General features: G+C 47.4%; 13 protein-coding genes. 7 read left to right on the top strand and 6 right to left on the bottom strand.

What is annotated here, in order from left to right; translation table 11 throughout:
• Window positions 1–17 precede the first annotated feature (17 nt).
• Complete coding sequence (locus EL628_RS02890) at window positions 18–818, bottom strand: ABC transporter substrate-binding protein (protein ID WP_161975229.1); 801 nt, start codon at window positions 816–818, stop codon at window positions 18–20.
• A 440-nt stretch (window positions 819–1,258) separates the two neighbouring features.
• On the opposite strand from EL628_RS02890, the gene EL628_RS02885 reads away from it, so the two are divergent.
• From EL628_RS02885 to EL628_RS02870, 4 genes are all read left to right on the top strand, one after another.
• A complete protein-coding gene (locus tag EL628_RS02885) occupies window positions 1,259–3,622 on the top strand; it encodes an amylo-alpha-1,6-glucosidase (RefSeq protein ID WP_161975228.1) in 2,364 nt (787 codons plus the stop codon).
• Between the two features lie 2,144 nt (window positions 3,623–5,766).
• Complete coding sequence (dnaG, locus tag EL628_RS02880; protein ID WP_126578293.1) at window positions 5,767–7,863, top strand: DNA primase; 2,097 nt, start codon at window positions 5,767–5,769, stop codon at window positions 7,861–7,863.
• 168 nt (window positions 7,864–8,031) lie between these two features.
• A complete protein-coding gene (gene rpoD, locus EL628_RS02875; RefSeq protein WP_126578292.1) occupies window positions 8,032–9,312 on the top strand; it encodes an RNA polymerase sigma factor RpoD in 1,281 nt (426 codons plus the stop codon).
• An 843-nt stretch (window positions 9,313–10,155) separates the two neighbouring features.
• On the top strand, window positions 10,156–11,418 hold the full coding sequence (locus tag EL628_RS02870; protein ID WP_126578291.1) for a glycosyltransferase 87 family protein: 1,263 nt from the start codon (window positions 10,156–10,158) through the stop codon (window positions 11,416–11,418).
• A 270-nt stretch (window positions 11,419–11,688) separates the two neighbouring features.
• Here EL628_RS02870 and EL628_RS02865 read toward each other — a convergent pair whose 3' ends face one another.
• On the bottom strand, window positions 11,689–12,603 hold the full coding sequence (locus tag EL628_RS02865) for an NAD-dependent epimerase/dehydratase family protein (protein WP_126578290.1): 915 nt from the start codon (window positions 12,601–12,603) through the stop codon (window positions 11,689–11,691).
• 258 nt (window positions 12,604–12,861) lie between these two features.
• On the opposite strand from EL628_RS02865, the gene EL628_RS02860 reads away from it, so the two are divergent.
• Window positions 12,862–13,770, top strand: a complete 909-nt coding sequence (locus EL628_RS02860) for an RNA polymerase sigma-70 factor (protein WP_126578289.1) — start codon at window positions 12,862–12,864, stop codon at window positions 13,768–13,770.
• Window positions 13,771–14,054: 284 nt separating this feature from the next.
• Window positions 14,055–14,330 (top strand): DinB family protein, encoded by a 276-nt coding sequence (locus tag EL628_RS02855; protein WP_126578288.1) that lies wholly within the window; start codon window positions 14,055–14,057, stop codon window positions 14,328–14,330.
• 26 nt (window positions 14,331–14,356) lie between these two features.
• Here the strand turns inward: EL628_RS02855 and EL628_RS02850 are convergent, their stop codons facing one another.
• From EL628_RS02850 to gap, 4 genes are all read right to left on the bottom strand, one after another.
• Window positions 14,357–16,183 (bottom strand): S9 family peptidase, encoded by a 1,827-nt coding sequence (locus tag EL628_RS02850; protein WP_126578287.1) that lies wholly within the window; start codon window positions 16,181–16,183, stop codon window positions 14,357–14,359.
• A gap of 392 nt (window positions 16,184–16,575) precedes the next feature.
• Window positions 16,576–17,364: a triose-phosphate isomerase gene (gene tpiA, locus EL628_RS02845; RefSeq protein WP_126578286.1), complete on the bottom strand. Its 789-nt coding sequence runs from the start codon at window positions 17,362–17,364 to the stop codon at window positions 16,576–16,578.
• A gap of 48 nt (window positions 17,365–17,412) precedes the next feature.
• Window positions 17,413–18,606 (bottom strand): phosphoglycerate kinase, encoded by a 1,194-nt coding sequence (locus EL628_RS02840; protein ID WP_126578285.1) that lies wholly within the window; start codon window positions 18,604–18,606, stop codon window positions 17,413–17,415.
• Between the two features lie 217 nt (window positions 18,607–18,823).
• Window positions 18,824–19,840 carry a type I glyceraldehyde-3-phosphate dehydrogenase gene (gene gap, locus EL628_RS02835; protein WP_126578284.1) on the bottom strand — a complete coding sequence of 339 codons (1,017 nt, stop codon included), beginning with the start codon at window positions 19,838–19,840 and terminating at the stop codon, window positions 18,824–18,826.
• A gap of 736 nt (window positions 19,841–20,576) precedes the next feature.
• On the opposite strand from gap, the gene EL628_RS02830 reads away from it, so the two are divergent.
• Window positions 20,577–22,052, top strand: a complete 1,476-nt coding sequence (locus EL628_RS02830; RefSeq protein WP_126578283.1) for a ketol-acid reductoisomerase — start codon at window positions 20,577–20,579, stop codon at window positions 22,050–22,052.
• Window positions 22,053–22,504: the final 452 nt, after the last annotated feature.

Below are 22,504 nucleotides of genomic sequence, written 5' to 3'. Positions count from 1 at the left end.
GCGATCCAGACAATCCATCAGGGATTAGCGAGAATATCGCCGCTTGTTAATCCCCATTTTTTAATCAGAGCATGATAACTGCCATCAGCTTTCATCTGTTCCAGGGCATGCTGAAGGGTATAATAGAGATCGTTAGCCTCTTTTCTCAGGGCAATCCCTTCGAGATTATCATCCACCAGGATACCAGCCCGCTCGACCTTCGCACTGTTCTGTTTAATCGCATAGTCCGTGATCGGAGCATCCTGGTATGTGGCAGAAACATGATTAGAGAGAATAAGTTGTAGCACATCATGCTGCTTTGGAACAGATGTAATGACTATACCAGGCTTACCAGCGTTCTGGCAGTCAGTATTCGCAACCTCTAAATCGCTCTGCTCAAAACTTGCCTCTTTCACACCCACCGTATGACCACACAGATCCGCTAAGCTGTTAATATGATCTGGATTGCCTTTCGTCACTAGAAGGGACTCGCCACCATGAAAATATGGCAGAAAATGTACTTTCTGCTGCCGTTCTGGTGTAATACTGACAGCAGAGATAACAATATCTAATTGCCCATTGACAAGACTATCAAGGAGCGTCGCAAACGAACTTGTGACAATATGCAGCTTCAGATGCGCACGCAGAGCCAATGCATTCATGATATCAATATCAAAACCAACTGGTTGATTGGTTTTAGGATCAATAAACTCTTGTGGCGGATATTGCGCGTAGGTGCCAACTGTAATCACTTGTTCTGCTGGCAGGGTTGACTGTGATGTAGGAGAGGGTGCCTGCTTAAATGTGCGTGATGCACCGCTATAACCAGCACAAGACACACATAGGAGGCAGATCATACTACACAAAACCAGCCAGCAAGATAGCTTGTTGAGTCTTATTTTATGGGATATTCTAAGCATAAACTGCCATTTCCCCTTTATCTCTTACGTTGGTATAAGCAAGCAATTACATTGTACGCTAGATTATTACCTAATATCCAAAAAAAGGACTCATAGGTAAATTCTCTCTTCTTTTTATTACGTTGTGTAAAGGTTTTGTCTCACGGATTTTTTGTCAACACGACGAAATACTTCATGCGGTAAAAACGCTTACCAGCTTTGTATAAAAGCATAAACAGATCGAGAGCGACCGCTACGGTTCCAGCTTGTTCGTGTGATACACTATGAATAGCATAGAACATCCCAACTCAACTCAACAACACTGTCCAATTGTAGTACATATTTAGTATGCAGTGTAATGAGGCATGGAGGATCTAAACATGACCATCACCTTTGATCGCAGCCTCTGCTGCGATCTCAACGAGACCATCACGCGTGAATGGCTTGTCACAAATGGTCTGGGAGGATATGCAGCAGGGACAGTTGCAGGTGTACTCACCCGGAAACACCATGGATTGCTGGTAGCAAAGTGGGCGCAAGCCACGCGGCCACAACTTTTACTGGCCAAACTGGATGAAGAGGTATTTTTTGATCAACGTACCTATTATCTGGGAACAAATGAGTATCAGAATGGTGCGCTCAGTCCAGCCGGTTTTGTGCACCTTGAGTCGTTCCGGCTGGAGAATGGTCTTCCTATCTTTCTCTATCATCTGGGTGGATGCGATGGCATTCTTCTGGAGAAGCGCATCTGGATGGAGCGAGGCTGCAACACAACCTATATTCAATATCGTGTTCTCAGGACGACCAGGACAGAAGATTCAGGAAAACGAAGGAGCGGCCTTACTGGCGCACTCAGTGCGGATCTTGCTCACACAGCCAATTCAACCAGACTGACATCGAATACTCCAGGCTCAATCGAGCTCACTCTCCTCCCCTTTACCGCCTATCGACCCTATGACCAGCTTCAATATGGGCATTCTGATCAACAATTTCAGGTACAAACACATCAGAGATTTGATAGAGGAGGGCATCTACCCGCCGGAAGCGCGGGGTGCACAATTACAGCGCATAAAGACGCACAGCCTTTTCATTTATTAATCATTGGACAGACACAAAGTCAGGCCACCTTTATTCCCACGGGAGTCTGGTACTGGCATGTCCTTCATAGACAAGACGCAGTATACGATCAGCCCGCGCAGGAGGATCTCTATCTTCCTGGAGTTATGCGAGCCACCCTTCATATCGGTGATGAGACGCCTTTAACAATCGTTGTGAGCAGCGAAAAGCTCAATTCGGCCCTCTATCAGTCTGATTATATTCAGCTTTCAGCTCAAGAGAGAGAGGAATACCAGCAACAATTATTACCAGATGATGAGATTGAACAGCAGCTTTGCCCGTTGACCGCAAATGCGCACCCCCCAAATCATCCAGATAGCCTTCATATGAATGATCGAGATTATCTGTATGCATTATTAGAGGCCGCCGACCATTTCTTTGTGTATGATGCCCTTAGTGAACATAAACATACAAGCGCTATCACAAGTCCACGAGCCCAGCTCCCCCATCAACCGCCTATTCAGCTATTAACGACATATTATAGTAGAGAGATACAGACTCGCGAAGCGCTGATTGCTCTACCTGGCTTACTACTCGTTGGCAGACGCACTATAGAGGCCAGGCTCCTCCTGCGCTTCTATGCACACTACTTTTTGCGAGGGCTTCTACCTGAACGGTTACCAGATAGGGAACATCCGTTAACAGAGAAAGATTACCAGAACGTTGATATTGCCCTCTGGTATTTCTATGCTCTGGATTTCTATCTTCAAGCCACTCAAGATGACGACTTTCTGGAGGAGATGTTTCCTTATTTGCAAGAATGTATACAGTGTTATCTTCAAGGAAGCTCGGATGGAATCAGTATCGATCCAGCAGATGGTCTCCTGGTGGCTCATCGACCCGGGGTTGCACTTACCTGGATGAATGCTTATAGAGCGAACCAGGAGCGCCAGCCCGTGACGCCACGGAGCGGAAAAGCCGTCGAAGTCAACGCGCTCTGGTATCATGCGCTATCCTTAATGTATGAATGGTCACAATGTTTACGGCAGAGAGGCCATATGCATACTCATCCCAAACATTATCAGCTACAGCTACAGAGATGTAAAAAGAGCTTCCAGCAACGCTTCTGGTACGCTAAAGAGGGTTATCTCTACGATGTCATTGATGGTCCTCAGGGAGATGATCCAGGCCTGCGCCCCAATCAATTATTTGCCTTCTCCTTGCGGCATCCTCTCTTAGAGCTTGAACGCAGGCAGAGCGTTATCGATTGCGTGAACCGCTACCTCATCACACCTTACGGTCTACGCACACTGGCACCTACCGATCCATGCTACCAGCCACATTGGGAAACAGGCAGCGATGGACAACAGAAAGCGCTGCACCAGGGAAGCATCTGGTCATGGTTGATTGGAGCATATATCGACAGTCAGCTTAGCCTCCATCCCTCAGGATCTCAGAATCTTGCATTAGAAGAAACAATCTGGCGCAAAGGATATAAACCCCTTCAGGAATGTTTCGCTCATGGGCTCCTGAACATGAGTAAAGGAATCTTCGAAGGAGAGACACCATCATCAACGACCAACAAGAGTAACCAGATATCAATAGCTAGCATTGGCGAGCTACTCCGTGTTTATAGCACGCTCAACAGATTGCGTACTTATAATAGTGAGAGAGCATACTCTTATTAAGAACCCGCTGGCAACCAGAACTACACCTTTTTAAGTACAATCCAAGTACAAATTAAGTACAAGTGAGAGAAGAACGCCATAGCCACAGACTCAGGCGAAAATCGCGAATAGAGTAGTAGGAAGGTCAGGTTCTACACATTTTTAGCAAGTTATCCACACAGTGTGTGGATAACTTATTTTTTGCATCAGAGGAGAGAGCATGGGGAAACCGGGGAGCCATCATAAACGGGCATCACGTCATCGATCCCTCAGATCTGTACAGCCCTTATCACACCGACCCGACATACTCCTTTTAAGATGAATATAAAGATGAATATTTTGTCAGAAAATAGCGGGTTCCATGACGAGATACTCACCTTGCAGGGGTCTTTATACAATTTTAATATGAATTCTCAAGAGCCCCTTGCCTGGTGCGTAAATTTCCGCAAAACTTTACAAAGTAATATAGCTGCTATATTACTTGATATGAGTGCACTCATATCATCTTGCCATAATCAAGACTTATCCACAGGTGCTGTGGATAAGTTTTCCACACTATCCACATTTTTGTGTTAGATTGACATTAATGACTATTGTGATATTGCCAGCTATACAGCATTTTCCATTGAAACAGAGAAATGCGCCATTATAAGATCGCCTTATCCACAGACAATGTGGAAAACTTATCCACACTATCCACATTGTAATATTACTGCAATATTGCAATGACATGAGTGCACTCATGTCATGTTTACAAAATCCCACTTTATCCACAGCGCCTGTGGATAAGTTTTCCACACTATCCACATGACCGCCAAAATCATGCAACTATTTGTAGAAATAATAGCCAGCCATATTACCAGCTATAAAATATCGTGAGATTTTCGTGAGGTTCTCGTGAGGTTCTCGTGAAAATTCATTGAAAGAAGAGAATATCGTGAGGTTTCCGTGAAAAATCATAGTTATCCACATATCCTGTGGATAAGTTTTCCACTTTGTCCACAAAGCTGTATAGCTAGCAATATCACAACATACATAGCGGTCTATTATCCACAAATAATGTGGATAAGTTTTCCACATTATCCACAAAGCGGGCACTAAATTAAGAAACGTTGGAGATGAATATGCAAATATTCCAACGGGTACTTACCCAATAAAAAGACGTTTCCAGCCAAAAATGTAGCCGAGACGGCAAGTTCTATGAATTTTTATTCAAAAACTCAGATTTCTTGTGTATTTTTGCCTCACCATCTTTTTTCATCCACATCCAATGTGGAAAACTTATCCACATTTACAATAATATGGGGATAGACGGTGGATAGTATGTGGATACAATGTGGATAGTATGTGGACAGACGGTGGATAACGTTGCCCCATTTGTGAACAAATTTTCATAAATGGGGCATAAGTGGATAACTTATCCCCACTTTATCCACCGTCTGTCCACAGGTCTGAGACTGCCTGGACGCTTCTATGAAAAAGAAAAGAGAAAGCCCATGAAGCCGCCTGTAGTGTGGATCCAGTCGATGAGTCTCACCAAGATGGAAAGCAAGCGTGACCGGAGTTATCCACTTATCCACAGCCCCTACTACTGCTATCTTATATTTTTTTTTTAATATATATATATCTTAATAGTAAATAGGGGCTGTGGATAAGTGGATAACTCAATCTGCTGAAAAAAAAATCTGAGAATTGTGACGTTTTCTGAGGGATAGTCGTTACAAAAAGAGCAATCCCTGGTTCGCATGTTGTACAATCATATGTATCAATACAAAAAGCGATCGTAGTTATGCTATTGCACCAATAAAACACCGCGTAAGTTAGTAAAGAGCCAGGTAGATTGTGCACCGAAAAACCAGATAGCGATGAGCATGATGGGATGATAATAGTCGACTGTCTCTTCTACGTAAGCAGAAACGTTAGTGTCAATATTGGAGTGAGATAAGAAGCGAAGCGCATCGGAGCAAAGCCCGAAAGGCCCAGATCTCCTACTATTCCCATTCTCCTGTGGTTACAAGTAGTACAATAGGTATATCACTCGTAGAAATTTTCTCTGTTTGAGCATCCTGGTGCGACTTTCGATGCGGTGGCTCGTTATATGGTGTGAGATAGACTAATTCATCGTGAACAACATCAGGGCTGCGTTATTGAAGGCAGGGCAGGGCATGACATCTGTTATTGAGACAATTAAAACAAAAATAGACCTGGTGGACGAGATAGGTCTGGTGGTAACACTCCAGAAATCTGGACGTTCGCTCAAGGGGTTATGCCCATTTCACAATGAACGCACGCCTTCGTTCTACGTCTTTCGAGAATCACAGACCTGGCACTGTTTTGGGTGTAATGAAGGTGGAGATGTCTTTTCCTTTGTGCAAAAACAGCAGGGGTTGGACTTCCATGAAGCATTAGCCTATCTGGCAGAGAAGGCTGGTGTCTCTGCGGACGCCTTTGGTCCCGCTCCCAGCGAAGAAGATCGCCAGGTGGGTGTGGCTCGTGAACGCCTTCGAAAGCTGAATGAAGAGGCGTTCCTCTGGTTCCATCAGATGTTGCTCCGCTCGAAAGAAGGCGAGCAAGCCAGAAATTATGTCCAGAGCCGAGGAATCTCTACCGATTCGGTCATAGGGTTTGGGTTAGGCTATGCCAGCGAGCAATGGGATGGACTCTCGCGTTATCTTCTCTCCCAGGGCTATAGCGAGCGTGAGATTGTACAGGGGGGGCTGGCCCGAGAGCGAGAGACATCATTTGAGGGATCGGGAGCAGGAATCTATGACTACTTTCGTCATCGATTGATCTTTCCTATTCGTGATTCACGTGGAAGGATTATCGGCTTTGGCGGACGCGCTTTGGGCGATGGGAAGCCAAAGTATCTTAATTCGCCACAGACTCTGCTCTTTGAAAAAAATACTGTCCTCTATGCCATTGATGCGGCCAGGGATGCCATCAAACAGATGGGACAGGTAATTATCGTTGAAGGCTATGTTGATGCCATCATTGCACATCAGTATGGAACAAAGCAGACTGTAGCCTGTATTGGTAGTGCTATTACGGAGAAACATATTCTTCAATTAAAAAAACTAACCAGGCAGGTTACACTCGCTCTTGACCCTGATGCAGCTGGAAGCGCAGCCACTGAGCATGGGATTCAAGAGGCTCTACGCTCGTTTGATCGTACGATGGTCCCTGTCCCTCTTGCATCGAGCACTGGCGAGGCACGTGCGAGCAAAGGGCAGCCCTGGAAGAGCGAAAAGACAGGGAAGTTTGGCAAGCAAGAGGCCTCTCCACGCGGTATTATCCGCCTGGAAGAGCAGGTAGATGCAGAGATTAATGTGTTACAGCTTCCAGCCGGAGAAGATCCAGATGAAGTCATCAGGCGAGATTTTTCGGCCTGGCTGTACGCTGTATCTCATCCTTTGCCTCTCGTCGATTATTACTTTGTAGTCAAGACGGCTGAGCTCAACCTGCGTGAGCCAGCGGGGAAAACCGAGGCTGCGAAACGTTTATTACCTGTGATTGGAACGATCAGTGACCGCATTAAACGTGATGCGTACATTCGTAAACTGGCTAATCTCATCAAGATTGATGAGCAGAGTTTATATACTGAGCTACAACGGGTCTTGCGAAATCAGAAGACGCCCGCGATAAACGCAGATTTTTCGGGGAAAGGGTTGATTGCACCCGAAGTACACCGATCACAAAGTGCGCGGGAGGGTGTTGGGCTTGCTGATACTGTTATAGTGGAAGAAGAGGAAGGAAGAGCAAAAAACGTAGCATCTCGAACCGGGCTTGACAGAAGTAGTGGCGATAGGCTAAAATGGGAGGACTACCTAATTGGGCTACTCTTACAAAATCCGGGGTTGAGCCCCTATGTTTGTGGTATAATTACCGATAGTGACTTCGCTGGGACAGACACGCGGGAGTTGTACCATATTCTCAACTCTGTGTATCAACGTGATGCTTCCCCCTCTCATCAACCCATTGATCAGTTTGTGCCTTCTGCTCTGTCGTCTACAGTAGCCAGGGCCCTCAAGTGCGTTGAATCGAGGTCTGCGCAAGATGGAAGTGCATTGGTAAAAGAAGCTACGCAATGTGCTGGCCGACTTAAGCGCATGCGACTGTTACAACTAAATACAGAACTTAAATTTCTTATACAAGAAGCTACCGATGCGGGCGATCTTATGGCGGCCAGGCAACTTCGGCAACGCGTGCCGGAGATCCAGCGCCAGTTGCTCACGATTAACACGGCGATACGTCTTCAGGGTTAAATAGACCAGAGAAGTACGTAGATGCCGGGCACTTGACGCCGGGATCACAGTGATCGGAGGCGGCGATTTAACAGAATCATTTTTACCTAATCGGATCAGAGAGCAGGATTTTGTCCTCATCTTCCGTTTTATTCTTAATAGGCCTGTTTTCTGAAGGGGGATGCCAGAATGGTGAATCGGGATCAAGATGTAATGGACCGAGTACAGAATGAGAATGGAAACGTCACAACAACGGGGCCATTGAGTGATGTTTTTCTAGATACTTTTGATGAGTCTATGTTGAATGATACGGATGCTGTCTTTAATATTGACGCCGTTGGTCATCAAGCTCCAGCGACCACGAGCGGGGGACTGCTGTCTCCTTCAGAGGGCACTGAGGAATTTGACCTCTTTAAACTGCAGGACGAAGAGCCTATGGATGCCCTGGATCCAACAAAAGAGCCACCAGCTGATTGGGAGCCCGGTCCTGAAGATGTTGCGGAGGCTGGTGCTGAGCTATTACCTAAGTGGGATGACTTACAGGACGGCTTAGGGATTGTGGTTGCTGATCTCGAAAGTAGCCTGGATGATCCTGTGCGAATGTATCTCCGTGAGATTGGGCGCGTTCAATTGCTCAGTGCGGAAGAGGAAGTTCGACTGGCTCAGATTATGGAGCGAGGAAAGGCCGAACGTTTACGTGCCGAGCGGCTGAAAGTTCCTCCCACACGTCGTTTAATTCTCGATGGTGAAGAGGCTCAGCGCCGTCTAACAGAGGCTAACCTTCGCCTTGTGGTAAGCGTGGCCAAGAAGTACATTGGGCGCGGTATGAATCTACTGGATCTCATCCAGGAGGGGAATATCGGTCTTATCAGAGCGGTCGAAAAGTTTGACTATACTAAAGGGTATAAGTTTAGTACCTATGCTACCTGGTGGATCCGACAGGCGATTACGCGCGCGATTGCTGACCAGGCTCGTACTATTCGTATTCCTGTTCATATGGTAGAGACTATTAATCGCTTGATTCGCATCAGCCGTCGCTTATTGCAGGATCTTGGACGCGAACCTACGTCTGAGGAGATTGCCGAGCAGATGGAGATCAGCGCTGAAAAGGTTCGGGAGATTATTAAGGTCAGCCAGGAACCAGTGAGCCTTGAGACTCCAATTGGTGAGGAAGATGATAGTCATCTTGGCGATTTTCTGGAAGATCAGACGGCTCTGGCCCCTGCTGAAGCTGCTAGCCATCAATTGCTGAAAGAGCAGGTTGAAGATGTGCTGGATAGTCTGACGGAGCGGGAACGTAAGGTCCTACAGCTGCGCTTCGGACTTGATGATGGTCGTAGCCGCACGCTTGAAGAGGTCGGTAAAGAGTTTCATGTGACGCGCGAACGTATTCGTCAGATTGAGGCCAAGGCTCTGCGTAAATTACGTCATCCCAGCCGCAGCCGCAAACTAAAAGATTATCTCGACTAGTCCCACCGCGGAAGATTCTGTTGACCCCAAAACCAGGACGATGAAGCAGTGGGAGAGGGGCATCGTGGCTATAGTGGTTGATGTAAGTACGTGTCAAGGTCATAGCCCAGCCGTTATATTGCTGCAGTTTATTCATTATGAAAGCGCCCGGATTATGCATTAAGTTTGCATAAGTCCCCCGGGCGCTTTTGTTATGAGATCACGATCAGTGTGGATAACTTTTCCACATCGATCGCGATCTCATCGTTCTCTGCTGCAGGCTTTTTATTGCCAATGATAACTTTATTACTGTCTATCGATCTGTTGTGTGCGCTGTTGAGAGATGGCTCAGACCTTCTGGAGGATACCCACTATTATTTGGGATGGTGGAAATGGCAGGCGGTCCACCCTACGCTCTTTGAACCCATTCAGGGTGGTTTGCAGCCCCTGAACCAGGGAGTAAGATCAATCTCTATCTTGTCTGGAGTTTACAAAAAAGTTATCAACATAATTATCCACATAAAAATGTGGATAACTTTCGTGAATAGTACTTAATTCTGAGAATGTGGATAACTTATCAACATGTGTATAAATATGGAGAAGCTGGGGAGGGCTTTCTTGAGTAACAGATCCATCAGAGTGCTGCAGAACTAACCTTTGGGGGTTGAGCATCGGTGTATTTCGTCTCTATCGATAGGGGAGAGTATAGGAGAAAATTCACCTCTCTGTTTACACATACAAATTTATTAAGCTATACTAACATTTGGATTTTTTCGTTGCATGCTTTATTTAATGTTAGATCAGAGATGAAATCTGGGCCAGATAACCATTTTATCTATAAAGCTAAAGAGAAAGCTGTGTAAGATGCTTGATTCACTCAAAAGGCAGATAGGTGTAAGAATCGGAGATAAATTTTATGAGTATGCAATGATATGCGTACTCGTTGCCATCTCTCTCTACATGCGTAAGCAATTATTTCCATTTATTTCGATTGATTTTACCTATTATGTTGATCCCTGGTACAAATATATTCTGGCCCATGGGAAGTTTCTTTCTTTGAGAGATAGCTACTCTGATTATAATGTTCCATATCTCTATCTACTGGCTCTGACGACGTTTTTTCCAAAGCATGAGATCGCTGCTGTTAAGTCACTTTCCACTATTTTTGATCTCCTTCTGGCGTTTTATACCTATTTAATTGTACGTGTAAAATACGAACGGGGGATGCTCCCTGCTATTGCTGCTTGCGTTATGTTATTTGTGCCCACGGTTCTTCTTAATAGTGCAATGTGGGGGCAGTGCGATAGCATCTATACTACTTGTGTGCTGGCTGGAGCGTATGCGCTGATCAGGCGCAGGCCAATTCGTGCCGGGCTCTGGTTAGGGATGGCCATAGCGTTTAAATTACAGGCTATCTTCTTTTTCCCGCTACTATTAGTATTATTTTGTCGCCGCCAATTAAGCTGGAAGACGCTTGTTGTAATGCCAGTTATCTATTTTGTAAGCCTTATTCCTGCTCTCCTGGCTGGACGTGGCCTGATGGATCTTCTGACTATTTATGCAAGACAATCACAGAATTATGATCTGGCATTGACCTGGAATGCCGCCAATCTCTATCAATGGTTACCTGCTACCTGGACTGCTCAGTCTGATGCGGCCTTGCTTATCGTTCATGCAGCGATTCCTTTTACGATGGGGCTGATTGTTCTCTTGACGCTTGTGGTCATTTCAAGGCGAAGAGAGATTCATCCGCAGTTACTTATTCACATCTCGTTTCTGTTTACATTGATTATCCCCTATTTTTTACCAAAGATGCATGATAGATATTTTTATATGGCCGATGTCTTTAGTGTGATATATGCGTTTTACTATCCCAAACGATTTTATGTGCCTGCCCTTGTTATCCTTGCGTCTCTCTGGGGCTATGTAGCTTTCTTGTTTCAGTATTATTTCCTGGATGCTCATCTGATCTCTTTCTTTATCTTAGGGGCGATGGGTATCGTTCTGGCTGATCTCAAGAATGAGCTGTATGGGCTGAAGGCTCAGGCAATCGCCTCTCCTGCGGATGAGCCGGTTCTGTCTGATGAGGATGCGACGGACAAGCATCGCGTTTTAATTAAGGGCTGACGCTTGCTGGTTGTGTGGGGCCAGCGGTTATTGTAATGGTCTATGTCCTCTGTTCTTGGGGGAGTGATGGGTGATGGGTGAAATGGTCCGCGGCCATCATGAATGATGGGCCATACCTTCTTGGACGATAAATCGCTGGTTATCAGGTATTTGTGGCATGAAGGATGGGTAATCTATCATTTCTTGGGGATGATGGGTAATGGCCGCGGTGACTCCGTCTTGTTCCACTCTTATGGCTACTATGGGTGATACTCAACGGTTCTTCTAATGTTAATTTGTTTGTGCGAGCTTCGTCCAGCCTATACGGGCATCAGGTATTTCTGGTTGCCAACTGCTTGCCTCTTTGAAGCGTCGATTAGAGATGCGCAGACTGCGAGTCATGACATCGTATACAACGCCTGTTAGCATTCGCATGACTGGCGTTGGGGGATGTAGCAGGTGTTTACGCCCAACTGCTTGCGCCATTACGGTTATGAGTTCTCCTCGTGTGAGCGGTTCGTCATCGACTACGTCATAGATGCCCGATGGTATTGGCTCCGTCAGGGCTGTGACGATGGCGCTGGCCGCGTCCTGTACCCAGATCTGTGGCAGGTAGGCTTCACTACGCCCCGGAAAGACTGCAATGCCTCTGCGTGCATAGGTTAGAGGATCTGGTGTTTCAGGACCATAGAAGGATCCCATGCGTAGAGAGAGCCCTCGATGGCCTTCAGCTGCGAATTGTGCCACTGCTTCCTCTGCATCGAGCGTTGATTGCAAGATAGCCGATGAGTGTGTAGGGGTGGTACTGGCATCAATCCAGTTGTCGGAACTATCGGGATAGACAAAACTATAACCCGGGTAGATAAACGTCTCTATACTGTCGATGGCTCGTGCAGCTTCGACCAGATTGCGCGTGCCATCACGACGAAGATGGTCGTTCTCTAGCCAGGCTGTACGCCTCCCTATCTTCGCTGTGGGCGGAATTTTCGTTGCCAGATGTACTACAGCATTGCTTCCAACGAGAATCTGTTTTAGTTCCGTAGCATCAAACAGGTCGGCTGATACTGGTTTTGCTCCCAGGCTACGAATGGTTGCTGCATTGTGCTCTGAGCGGCTCAGTGCTCGCACAGTATGACCAGCGGCAACCAGGCTCTGTACAACTGGTCGACCAAGTACACCAGTAGCCCCGGTAATAAAGATATTCATATCGTGTCATCCTTTTTTTATGCTCTACTTTTTCTCTTTCCTGCTCCCTTCAACCTCCGTATAGAGGACAGATGAAGAGGTCAAAATGTGACAGGCTCCTGTAGCAAGGCTATCTGTGTTCACTGCTCAACCTTTGCCAACAGTTGACCCTTCACTCAACCTACAGAGTGTTCTAGCTTTTATAGAAGAGGCTATGAGCCAGGAAAGGGGAGAGAGGTGCTATAATAACAGCTAGAAAGGGAGTACGGGAAACCATCCATGGAAGTATTTGAAACATATCGTCCATTATTGTTCTCCATAGCTTATCGCATGACTGGTAGCGCTAGCGAGGCAGAAGATATTGTCCAGGAGACCTATCTGCGCTCCCAGGATACACCTCCCCATGAAATCCGCTCCCTCAAATCTTTTCTTACCACGATTGCAACACGACTCTGTCTCAACTACCTCAACTCAGCCCATGTTGAGCGCGAACAGTACATTGGCATCTGGCTTCCTGAGCCGGTCCTTACCGTAGATGGTGTTGTACACCCTCAGGAACAGATAGAGCAAAAAGAATCACTCTCATACGCTTTTCTGGTCTTGTTGGAGACTCTGACAGCGCCAGAACGGGCAATCTTTCTGCTGCACGAGGTTTTTGACTTCCCCTTTCAGGAGATCTCCGAAATTGTTGACAGGACTCCGGCTGCCTGTCGTCAGATCTTCCATCGTGCCAAAGAGCGTCTGGCGGCTCGGCAGCAGCGCTTTCCAACTTCGGCAGGAAAACAGCGCGAGATGCTGGAGAGCTTTCTTCATGCCTGTCAATCTGGAAACCTTTCTGCGCTAACCGAGCTCTTAGCCAGCGATGCCACAGCCTGGGCGGATGGTGGGGGCAAGGTTCGTACAGTTACACGCCCGATCTCTGGTCGTGAGGCTGTTGCGCGCTTCTTCCTGGGTCTCCAGCGCCTGTTGCCCGTAGGTCTGACGATATGTATTGAAGAAGTCAACGGGTCTGCGTCGCTCGTGGGCTGGAATGGAGAGTATCTGGAGTGGGTATTACAGCTCGATATACAGGATGACCAGATCCAGAATCTGCAAACAGTGCTGAACCCTGACAAGCTCGCTTTTATCCATCAGCAACTTCAACCCACCAGTCAAATAGAAAATGCGCTTGACATGGCAGATAAGTAAGCTAAAACCTTACCTGAACTGTATTTTTTTCAAGTGCTTCGATAAAAAAAGCGATGTAATGGAAACTTTTAGAGAAAAGAAAGCTTGTGCTCTATGGACAGAAAAAACCAACTGACTTCTTTTCACTCCTACCTTTACCACAATCTTGTGAATGTGCTCGTTGACTTATCTGATGAACAGTTAGCCTACAGAGCCCCTCTCATTGATGAACGTACTATCCGAGAAGTTGCGCTTCATGCATACAGGCCAGTGCTTGCTGTTGCGTGTGTGGCATGTGGCGAACAATGGCCCCTCGTGTTGCTACACCCACCACAAAAGAAGGGCTCCTCAATCTTCTGCAAGCCATGCGAACCCAGATAGAGACGCTCATTGAGCATCTTCCATCGCATGTTTTAGAACAAACGATCTCCCTTCCCTGGGATGAGCGACAGCATACGATAGATGCCTTCAATCAAAATATAGGACATGGGATGTTACATGTTGGACAGATCCATGGCATAAGAGCATGTGGAGGTTTTCCTCTGCCTGCCGAAGAGCCCAAACCACCACGAGGAAAGTAATAAACCTGTTTTCTCGGGTTCGTTTTTCACAACAAAACCTCTCCTGCGATAATTCTCTGTGCAAAATCAAACAAAACTTCCTGATGCGCCATGAAACGCTTGATGTCTGCACGCAAGCTGTAGTGTCCTCCATCAAACCAGATGACTTTGATAGACTTGCCAAGCGCTCTCATTTTAGCCTCGTAGTGCTCAATCGAGCCTGGTGGAGTACGAGTGTCATGCCTCCCTTGAACAATCAGAATTGGGGCATTGACCTGTTCTGCATAGGTCAGAGGAGCACTACGCACATATGCTTCTGGATTTTCCTGTGGCGTTCCGCCAAAACGCATGGCTCGACCACTCTTCAGCGATGGGCTTGTTTCCTCATAGGCAAGAGCCCAATCAGCGATGGCTGCACAAGCCATACCTCCAGCCCATAGATCGGGATAGGTTCCTAATGCCAACAAGGTCAGATATCCTCCATAAGACCAACCGGTTAAGAAGATCTGGTCAGGATAAGCAATGTTCTCTGCCACTAGCCAGTTGCGAGCAGCAACGATATCCTCAACTTCCCAGTGTCCGACATTGCCCGTGATCTGCTCCTCAAAAGCCTTTCCAAAAGTAGTCGATCCTCGATAGTTGATAGTGAGATAGGCAAAACCGTGGTCAGTCCAGAACTGACTGGTCGGAGAAAAATGTTCTGTAACGACCACATCAGGGCCTCCATGCAGCTCAATGATGACAGGAAAAGGCCCGGTAGCTTCAGGGGTGCTCAGCCAGCCTTGTATCTGTTGACCATCTGATGAAGCAAACGTGACCGATTTCCAGGGACGACAAGGAGCCTCTATCTTTTCTCCAGCCAGGATGGTTTGCCACATGTCCCCATTCTCGCTGATCGCGAGAAGCTGTGGAGGGTGCTGGGCATCCGTCCACTGTGTGACAAAGGTCTGCTGTAGTGTAGGATAGGCCATATTAAAGGTTCCACCAGGATGCTGAAGCCGACGAAGTTGGTGTGTAGTAAGGGAGTATACATAGAGGTGCTGGATGGCTTGATGCACATGACACAGCAAGATCTGCCTCCCATCATAGGACCAGGTCAGTGGCTCAACATCGCCTGCTAGTTCGCTCAGCAAGAGCTCTTGCCGTTGACCTGTGCATGGATTCCACAGGAGGGGTCTCACGTCACCAGTGCGATTGGTTTTCGCAAGCACTCTCGTATCTCCATTTAGCGGGGAAAATGAAACCGGTTCATAGCTCCACTCAGCGCCATCATGCAGGTTTGCGAGATAGCTGGCATCCGCTGTCTTCAAGGCAAGAAGACTCCAGTTGCGTTGTCGAGAGTATTCGCGCGTGGCCATGACAACTATCTCACCCTGAGCAGCGAGAACCGGCTTGTAGAGTGCATAGTGGCCGCGATGGAGCAGCCGAGGGGAGGAAAGCTCTCCCTGAAAGTCAATATCAATTATATAGACTGTAAATCCCTGGCTATCTGCCGTCGTCAAGCATATGAGGGTGCCTTCACTACTGATCGTGAGACCAAAGGTCGCGTAGGGTGGCAGATCAGGAGTTATGTCTTGCTCATCGCCTCCATCAATGGATCTGCGTACAAAATGACCAATCTCATTTCCCTGCTGATCCCTCAAGTAATAGAGATAGCGACCATCTGGCGAGAGCGTAGCATAGGGACCCCCTGGCCCAATGGTAATGAGCGTAAATTTGCCAGTCGCAACATGCCAGGCATACCGCTGGCTCTCTCGATCACTTTTGAGAACATACACGACTCCTGGTTTGGCGGACACAGGTGGCACCCATAGGATCTTTGGAGCCAAAAAACGTTGCTTCCATTCAGAGGGTTCTTGCTGATGGTTTTGCATACTTCTCTCCTTCTTCGTTCAGTATGAGATGGACGATGGGAGTGAGAACATCGTGACTGACACATCTAGTAGCATACGTGAAAGTGCATAAAAAAACATCGGTCATTGGGACGATGCGCAAAAGCACAAAAATGTAGTAAAATAGAAGCGTGAAAAAGAAAATCAGCATGGAGTGTATAGTAATATAATTTGTACTGCCGCACAAAGAGAAATCTGATTGTCTAGACCTCTCATTTACAGGCATAAAATAAGACTACGAGCTAACTGGCAGCGTTTTTGTTAGCTAGCTTCATAGCGTAAGTAGGGGTGAAGAGCATAAAATACAGCAAGAAGGCATCCAACTCTTACGATGCCTCTTGCTGTGGACAGTAGCAGTGGTGGCTCTGCTACTGTTACTTTTTTTGGCTACTATTACGGACAAGATCAACAAATTCAGCCTTCAGGCTGGCCCCTCCTACCAATGCTCCATCAATGTCCTCTTGCGCCGTAAAGGCCGCAATATTGTCGGCTGTGACGCTGCCTCCATAGAGGATGCGAATGGCCTGGGCTGCTGAGGAGCCATATTGGCTGCTATAGATCTGGCGGATCTGGCGAATAACCTTCACTGCATCATCTACAGTAGCAGCTTTGCCGCTCCCAATAGCCCAGAGTGGTTCGTAGGCAATCACGATCTGACCTGCCTGCTCTGGCTGCAGGTTTGCCAGACTATGGCGGACCTGTTGTTCAATGATCTGGGATGTCTGACCAGACTCGTACTGCTGGAGGGTCTCACCTACACATACGATAGGGAGTAAGTGGTGCTTCAGGGCTGCGAGCAACTTTTTGTTCACCAGCTCATCTGTCTCAGCAAAATAGGTGCGGCGCTCCGAATGACCGAGGATAACGGCGCTACAAAGCTCTTTCACCATCTCTGCTGAGATCTCGCCTGTGTAGGCTCCCTTCTCCTCAAAGTAGAGATTCTGCGCCCCCAGTTCGATGCCCCTCGTTGGCTGGGCATCTAACACGTCACGTACAACCTGAAGCGAGATGTCTGGTGGACAAAGAATGCTCACTATATGAGGATGAGTGCGAATAACATGAGCTAGAGCGGGCAAGATCTGTTTTACGAAATCCGCCGCCTGACGGGGCCCATAATTCATTTTCCAATTGCCCGCAATAATTGCAGTACGAGTGGCTGCCATACTATCTCCTTATATGTTTACACGATAAGCGTCAACGCCCATTGTTGACTATTTATCCTGTAGCGCGGCCACGCCTGGCAGAATCTTCCCTTCTAAAAATTCAAGTGATGCTCCACCACCAGTTGAAACGTGGGTCATCTTTGTCGCGGCGCCGGCTTGCTCAACAGCAGCAGCAGAATCGCCTCCACCAATGATAGTAGTCGCCCCCTCCTGCGTGCGCTGAGCCAGGATCTCAATGACGGCATGTGTGCCTTTAGCAAAGGCTGGCATCTCTGCCACCCCCAGTGTACCATTCCAGACGATGGTCTGAGCCTGGCTTAATGCCTGCTTAAATTGTGTAATAGTTTCGGGTCCAATATCAAGGATGCGCCAGCCCAGCGGCACCTCTGTACTGGGAACAACCTTGTGATTGGCATCCTCGGCAAAACGATCTGCGATAACGACATCTGGTGGAAGAAGAAACTGTTTGCCTTCATGCTGTGCCTTAGTGATAAGATCGCGAGCTACATCGACCTTTGAGGCCTCAAAAAGAGAATCGCCAATCTCATATCCCAGCGCCTTAAGGAAAGTATTAGCCATCCCACCACCGATCAGAACGCTATCAGCCAGACTGATGAGCCGTTCGAGGACTGCAATCTTGTCGGAGACTTTGGCACCTCCCACCAGTGCAGCCAGTGGACGACGGGGATGTTCCAGAGCAGAGCCCAGGAAATTGATCTCCTTCTCCATCAGGAAGCCAGAGACGCCTGGAAGATAGTGGGTGACGCCTTCAGTTGAGGCGTGGGCCCTATGGGCAGAGCCGAAGGCATCATTGACGTACAGCTCGCCAGACGCCGCCAATTGTTGCGCAAACGCGGGGATATTCTTCTCTTCCTCTTTATGGAAGCGCAGATTCTCCAGCAGAAGAACCTGACCGGGCTGCAAAGCGCTGGCCTTTGCCTCTGCCTCAGGTCCAATCGCATCTTGAGTAGTCTCGACTGGCAGCTTGAGGAGCTCACTGAGCCGTCTGGCCACGGGCGTCAGGCGGAGTTTCTCCACAACCTGGCCATCCGGGCGACCAAGATGAGACATCAGGATGACCGCCGCGCCATGTTGGAGAAGATATTGAATAGTTGGTAGAGCGGCCACAATGCGGGTATCATCGGTAATCTGTTGCTGGGAGTCGAGAGGAACATTGAAGTCGACGCGGACCAGGACTCGTTTACCGGCTACGTCGATGTCGCGTACAGTTTTCTTGCCCATTGCTCTTTTCCTATCTGTACTATCTGTATATGCCTGCGTACTACATTTTTGTATGGCCTGTTGATATGGTCTGAATCTGTGCCACTACAATTATTATGAGAGACGTGAAAGCAAAAGAGGGAGGATAGCGATCTGTTGAGATGCTACGGTCTGTGAGTGAGAGGCGTATGTTCCACGTGAAACATACGCCTCTTCAATGAGTGAATGTTGAAAGAGTTTAGAAGCCTTTTTGGGCAATGAAGTTTGCCAGGTCCGCAATGCGGCTCGAATAGCCCCATTCGTTATCGTACCAGGCGATAACCTTGATCATATTGCCGCCCAGAACCATCGTTGAGAGTCCATCAACAATCGCTGAATGAGAATCACCACGGAGATCTGAGGAGACCAGAGGCTCATCTGTATAGCTCAGAATACCCTTGAGTGGACCAGCTGCCGCCTCTTTGAAGACATCATTGATTTCTTCCACAGAGGAGACCTCTTTACGGGTCGTAATGACAAAGTCCACGACTGAGACGGTCACCGTAGGAACACGCAGGGACATGCCATCAAAGCGCCCCTTCAACTCTGGAATGACCAGCGCCAGCGCGCGAGCAGCACCAGTGCTGGTAGGGATAATATTAGCGCCAGCAGTACGGGCGCGGCGAAGATCTTTATGCACCTGGTCCAAAATGCGTTGATCATTCGTGTAGGAGTGGACCGTATTCATCAGGCCGCGCTCAATGCCAAAGTTATCGTTCAGAACCTTTGCCGTTGGGGCCAGACAGTTAGTGGTACAGGAAGCATTAGAAATGACGTGGTGGATCGCCGGATCATAGACATTGTCATTCACGCCAAGAACAACAGTGAGATCTTCATGGCTGGCAGGAGCCGAGATAATGACTTTTTTTGCTCCCCCTTTGATATGGGCCGCAGCTTTTGTCGCATCTGTAAACAGACCAGTTGACTCAATAACAATGTCAACTCCAAGATCACTCCAGGGAATCTGCGCAGGGTCACGCTGCGAAATAACTTTGATCTCATGACCGTTCACAATAAGAGTATCTGCTGTAGCTTCAACTTCACCTGGAAAGCGACCATAGGTAGAGTCGTATTTGAGCAGATGGGCATTGGTCCTGGTATCGGTAAGATCGTTGACTGCAACGACCTCAAGATCATGTGGATGGCGTTCAAGAATTGCTTTTAAGGACTGGCGTCCAATGCGTCCAAAACCATTGATACCTACGCGGATTGCCATGTCGTTTTCTCCTTTTGCATATTGCATTCCAGTGTGCAAGTTATCTATATACAAGGGGGCATACAAGACGATACTCCCTATAGACACTCTTACGCTTTACTGCATAGGCTGTTATTCCACGTGCTGTCTGTCTCCAATGTCCATAAAACCGTCGTTAAAGCTACATTGCTTTTCCAGGGGCTCAACGTGTTCTGCGTGCACTATGCCTGCGAACTATGTAAAGATAAAAATTACACTCCCATTATCTGAAGTGTCGTTGGAAATGCTGCCTCATTTTGATCTGAAAATGAGGTGAGAATTACGTTTTGTCCTCACTTACAATATCACTTGCCAACAGAACTCGCAAGATCTCCATATAGGAATAAGGAGTTTTCATAGGAATAGTGCTACGATTGTGATGTAGGTGAATTAACTATACATTTAAATGCTACTGAGGGTGTACCTTTTTTCTATAGCTCCTTATCAGGATACGTTGCAGAATAGGCAACTGGAGATCAAGTGAATGGTTGTTATAGTTCTTCTGAAGATACTCCTCGATGGAGATAACCATAGCCTTTTTTCAATGTTTCTGAAGATTATCTGGTAAAGATGCGTTGTTCCTGCTAGAATTTTTCGGTAGATGATGTGAATATTTTCCATTGACACGCTGCGAAACGACTGCGATAATGGGTAACAATACCAATGGTGGCTTTATCTTTTTCGCTGACGACGGCGCACATATCAGGAAGGGATGCTTATGAGTTTAACAGCTAGCTCAAAAGTTTTTGAGTTGGAGAAGATCCAACTGGCGGATACAGAAGAGTATATTTTGCGAGGCGGACGCCATCTGTTTCCGCTCTTGCCAAAGGCTTTTGCAGGGATCAAACAAATTGGTGTGATTGGCTGGTCTTCTCAGGGACCGGCACAGGCGCAGAATCTGCGCGATTCGTTGCAAGGTACAGATATCCGCGTGAAGGTTGGTCTGCGTGAAGGTTCTTCTTCACAGGCTGCTGCGGAAAAAGTTGGCTTTACCCAGGCCAATGGAACTCTGGGTGAGATGTACTCTGTGATCTCTGAGTCTGATCTGGTGCTTTTGCTTATTTCCGATGCAGCTCAGACCGAGAATTATGAGCAGATCTTTGCTGCTCTGAAGCCAGGTTCTACTCTGGGACTCTCTCATGGCTTCCTGCTGGGCTATTTGCAGAGTATTGGGGCGAGCTTTCCTTCCAATATTAATGTGATTGGCGTCTGTCCTAAGGGGATGGGGCCGTCTGTGCGCCGTCTGTATGAGCAGGGGAAAGAGGTTAATGGCGCAGGCATTAATTCCAGTTTTGCCGTTGAGCAGGATGTCAATGGACATGCCACCGATTATGCTCTGGGTTGGTCAGTTGCTCTAGGCTCTCCTTTTACGTTCCAGACGACTCTGGAGTCGGAGTATCGTTCGGATATCTTTGGCGAGCGTGGTATTCTGTTGGGCGCTATCCATGGTGTGGTTGAGAGCCTCTATCGCTGGTTTGTGAGTCATGGTTATTCTAAAGAGGATGCCTTCCGGCATTCCGCTGAATCTGTGACGGGCCCGCTCAGTAAGACGATCTCCAAGCATGGTCTGCGCGCTGTCTATGAGGGCCTGAACGATCAGGATAAGGAGACGTTTAAAAAAGCCTATACTGCTGCCTATCACCCGGCCTTTGAGATCTTGTGGGAGATCTATCAGGATGTTGCCTCTGGGAATGAGATTCGCAGCGTGATCGATGCCAATAAACGTCACCAGCGCTATCCTATGGGCAAGATTGATGGTACTGAGATGTGGCAGGTTGGGACGGGCGTCCGCGCTCAGCGTCAAGAGGATAAGATCCCTGTCGATCCAGTGACGGCTGGCATCTATGTCGCTGTGACAGTTGCTCAGGTCGATCTGCTGAAAGAGTATGGCCATCCTTACTCAGAGATTGCCAATGAATCAATTATTGAGGGTGTGGATTCGTTGAACCCTTATATGCACTATAAGGGCGTCTCCTTCATGATCGATAACTGTTCGACTACTGCTCGCCTGGGCGCACGTAAATGGGCTCCTCGCTTTGACTATATTCTGACTCAGCAGGCTTTACCTGCTCTGGATCAGGATGCTCAGCCCGATGCCAAATTGTTTGAGGACTTCTTACACAATGGCATCCATGAAGTTCTCGCTGTCTGCGCTACCTTACGTCCTACCGTCGATATCTCGGTCGTAGGCTAGGCTACTCCTAACTCACAAGAGTTGGCATAGAGAGATTGCAAGTACGTTTGTTTTTGACTCTCTAAAAGTGGACCATCTTTTAGCAATGTTTCATGTGAAACGTTCCTGAAAGATGGTCCACTTTTATTGTGCACGTATAGGGCATGTCTAGTGCATGTCTATCTGCTCTTCTTGATAAGATGGAGTTCTTGCAAGAGGCATTGGAATGTTTGGAATGTGGGACTGTGATCTGTTCACGATGATTGTAACAGTTAGAATGTTTCATGTGAAACGTTGTATCGGCGTTGATGAACGAACCGGTCAATACGCTCCTGATAGAGTTAATGCTGAGTGTGCCACTACAATCGATAGGCCAATATCTTTTCTTGTGTAAATTGTGTGGCGTACTTTCTACTTTCTATACAGTTTCTTTTACTGACTGTATAGGGTTCATCAGAATGCAGCCGAGAGGA

The organism is Tengunoibacter tsumagoiensis (genome assembly GCF_003967535.1).
Classification (GTDB): domain Bacteria; phylum Chloroflexota; class Ktedonobacteria; order Ktedonobacterales; family Ktedonobacteraceae; genus Tengunoibacter; species Tengunoibacter tsumagoiensis.
The sequence above is the reverse complement of the archived record's forward strand: the minus strand, read 5'-3'. Positions and strand labels throughout refer to the sequence as shown.

Excerpts from the sequence above, each read along its gene's own strand:
- EL628_RS02885 (WP_161975228.1), top strand. The coding sequence starts at position 1,259 with ATGACCATCACCTTTGATCGCAGCCTCTGCTGCGATCTCAACGAGACC.
- dnaG (WP_126578293.1), top strand. The coding sequence starts at position 5,767 with ATGACATCTGTTATTGAGACAATTAAAACAAAAATAGACCTGGTGGAC.
- rpoD (WP_126578292.1), top strand. The coding sequence starts at position 8,032 with ATGGTGAATCGGGATCAAGATGTAATGGACCGAGTACAGAATGAGAAT.
- EL628_RS02870 (WP_126578291.1), top strand. The coding sequence starts at position 10,156 with ATGCTTGATTCACTCAAAAGGCAGATAGGTGTAAGAATCGGAGATAAA.
- EL628_RS02865 (WP_126578290.1), bottom strand. The coding sequence starts at position 12,603 with ATGAATATCTTTATTACCGGGGCTACTGGTGTACTTGGTCGACCAGTT.
- EL628_RS02860 (WP_126578289.1), top strand. The coding sequence starts at position 12,862 with ATGGAAGTATTTGAAACATATCGTCCATTATTGTTCTCCATAGCTTAT.
- EL628_RS02855 (WP_126578288.1), top strand. The coding sequence starts at position 14,055 with ATGGCCCCTCGTGTTGCTACACCCACCACAAAAGAAGGGCTCCTCAAT.
- EL628_RS02850 (WP_126578287.1), bottom strand. The coding sequence starts at position 16,183 with ATGCAAAACCATCAGCAAGAACCCTCTGAATGGAAGCAACGTTTTTTG.
- tpiA (WP_126578286.1), bottom strand. The coding sequence starts at position 17,364 with ATGGCAGCCACTCGTACTGCAATTATTGCGGGCAATTGGAAAATGAAT.
- EL628_RS02840 (WP_126578285.1), bottom strand. The coding sequence starts at position 18,606 with ATGGGCAAGAAAACTGTACGCGACATCGACGTAGCCGGTAAACGAGTC.
- gap (WP_126578284.1), bottom strand. The coding sequence starts at position 19,840 with ATGGCAATCCGCGTAGGTATCAATGGTTTTGGACGCATTGGACGCCAG.
- EL628_RS02830 (WP_126578283.1), top strand. The coding sequence starts at position 20,577 with ATGAGTTTAACAGCTAGCTCAAAAGTTTTTGAGTTGGAGAAGATCCAA.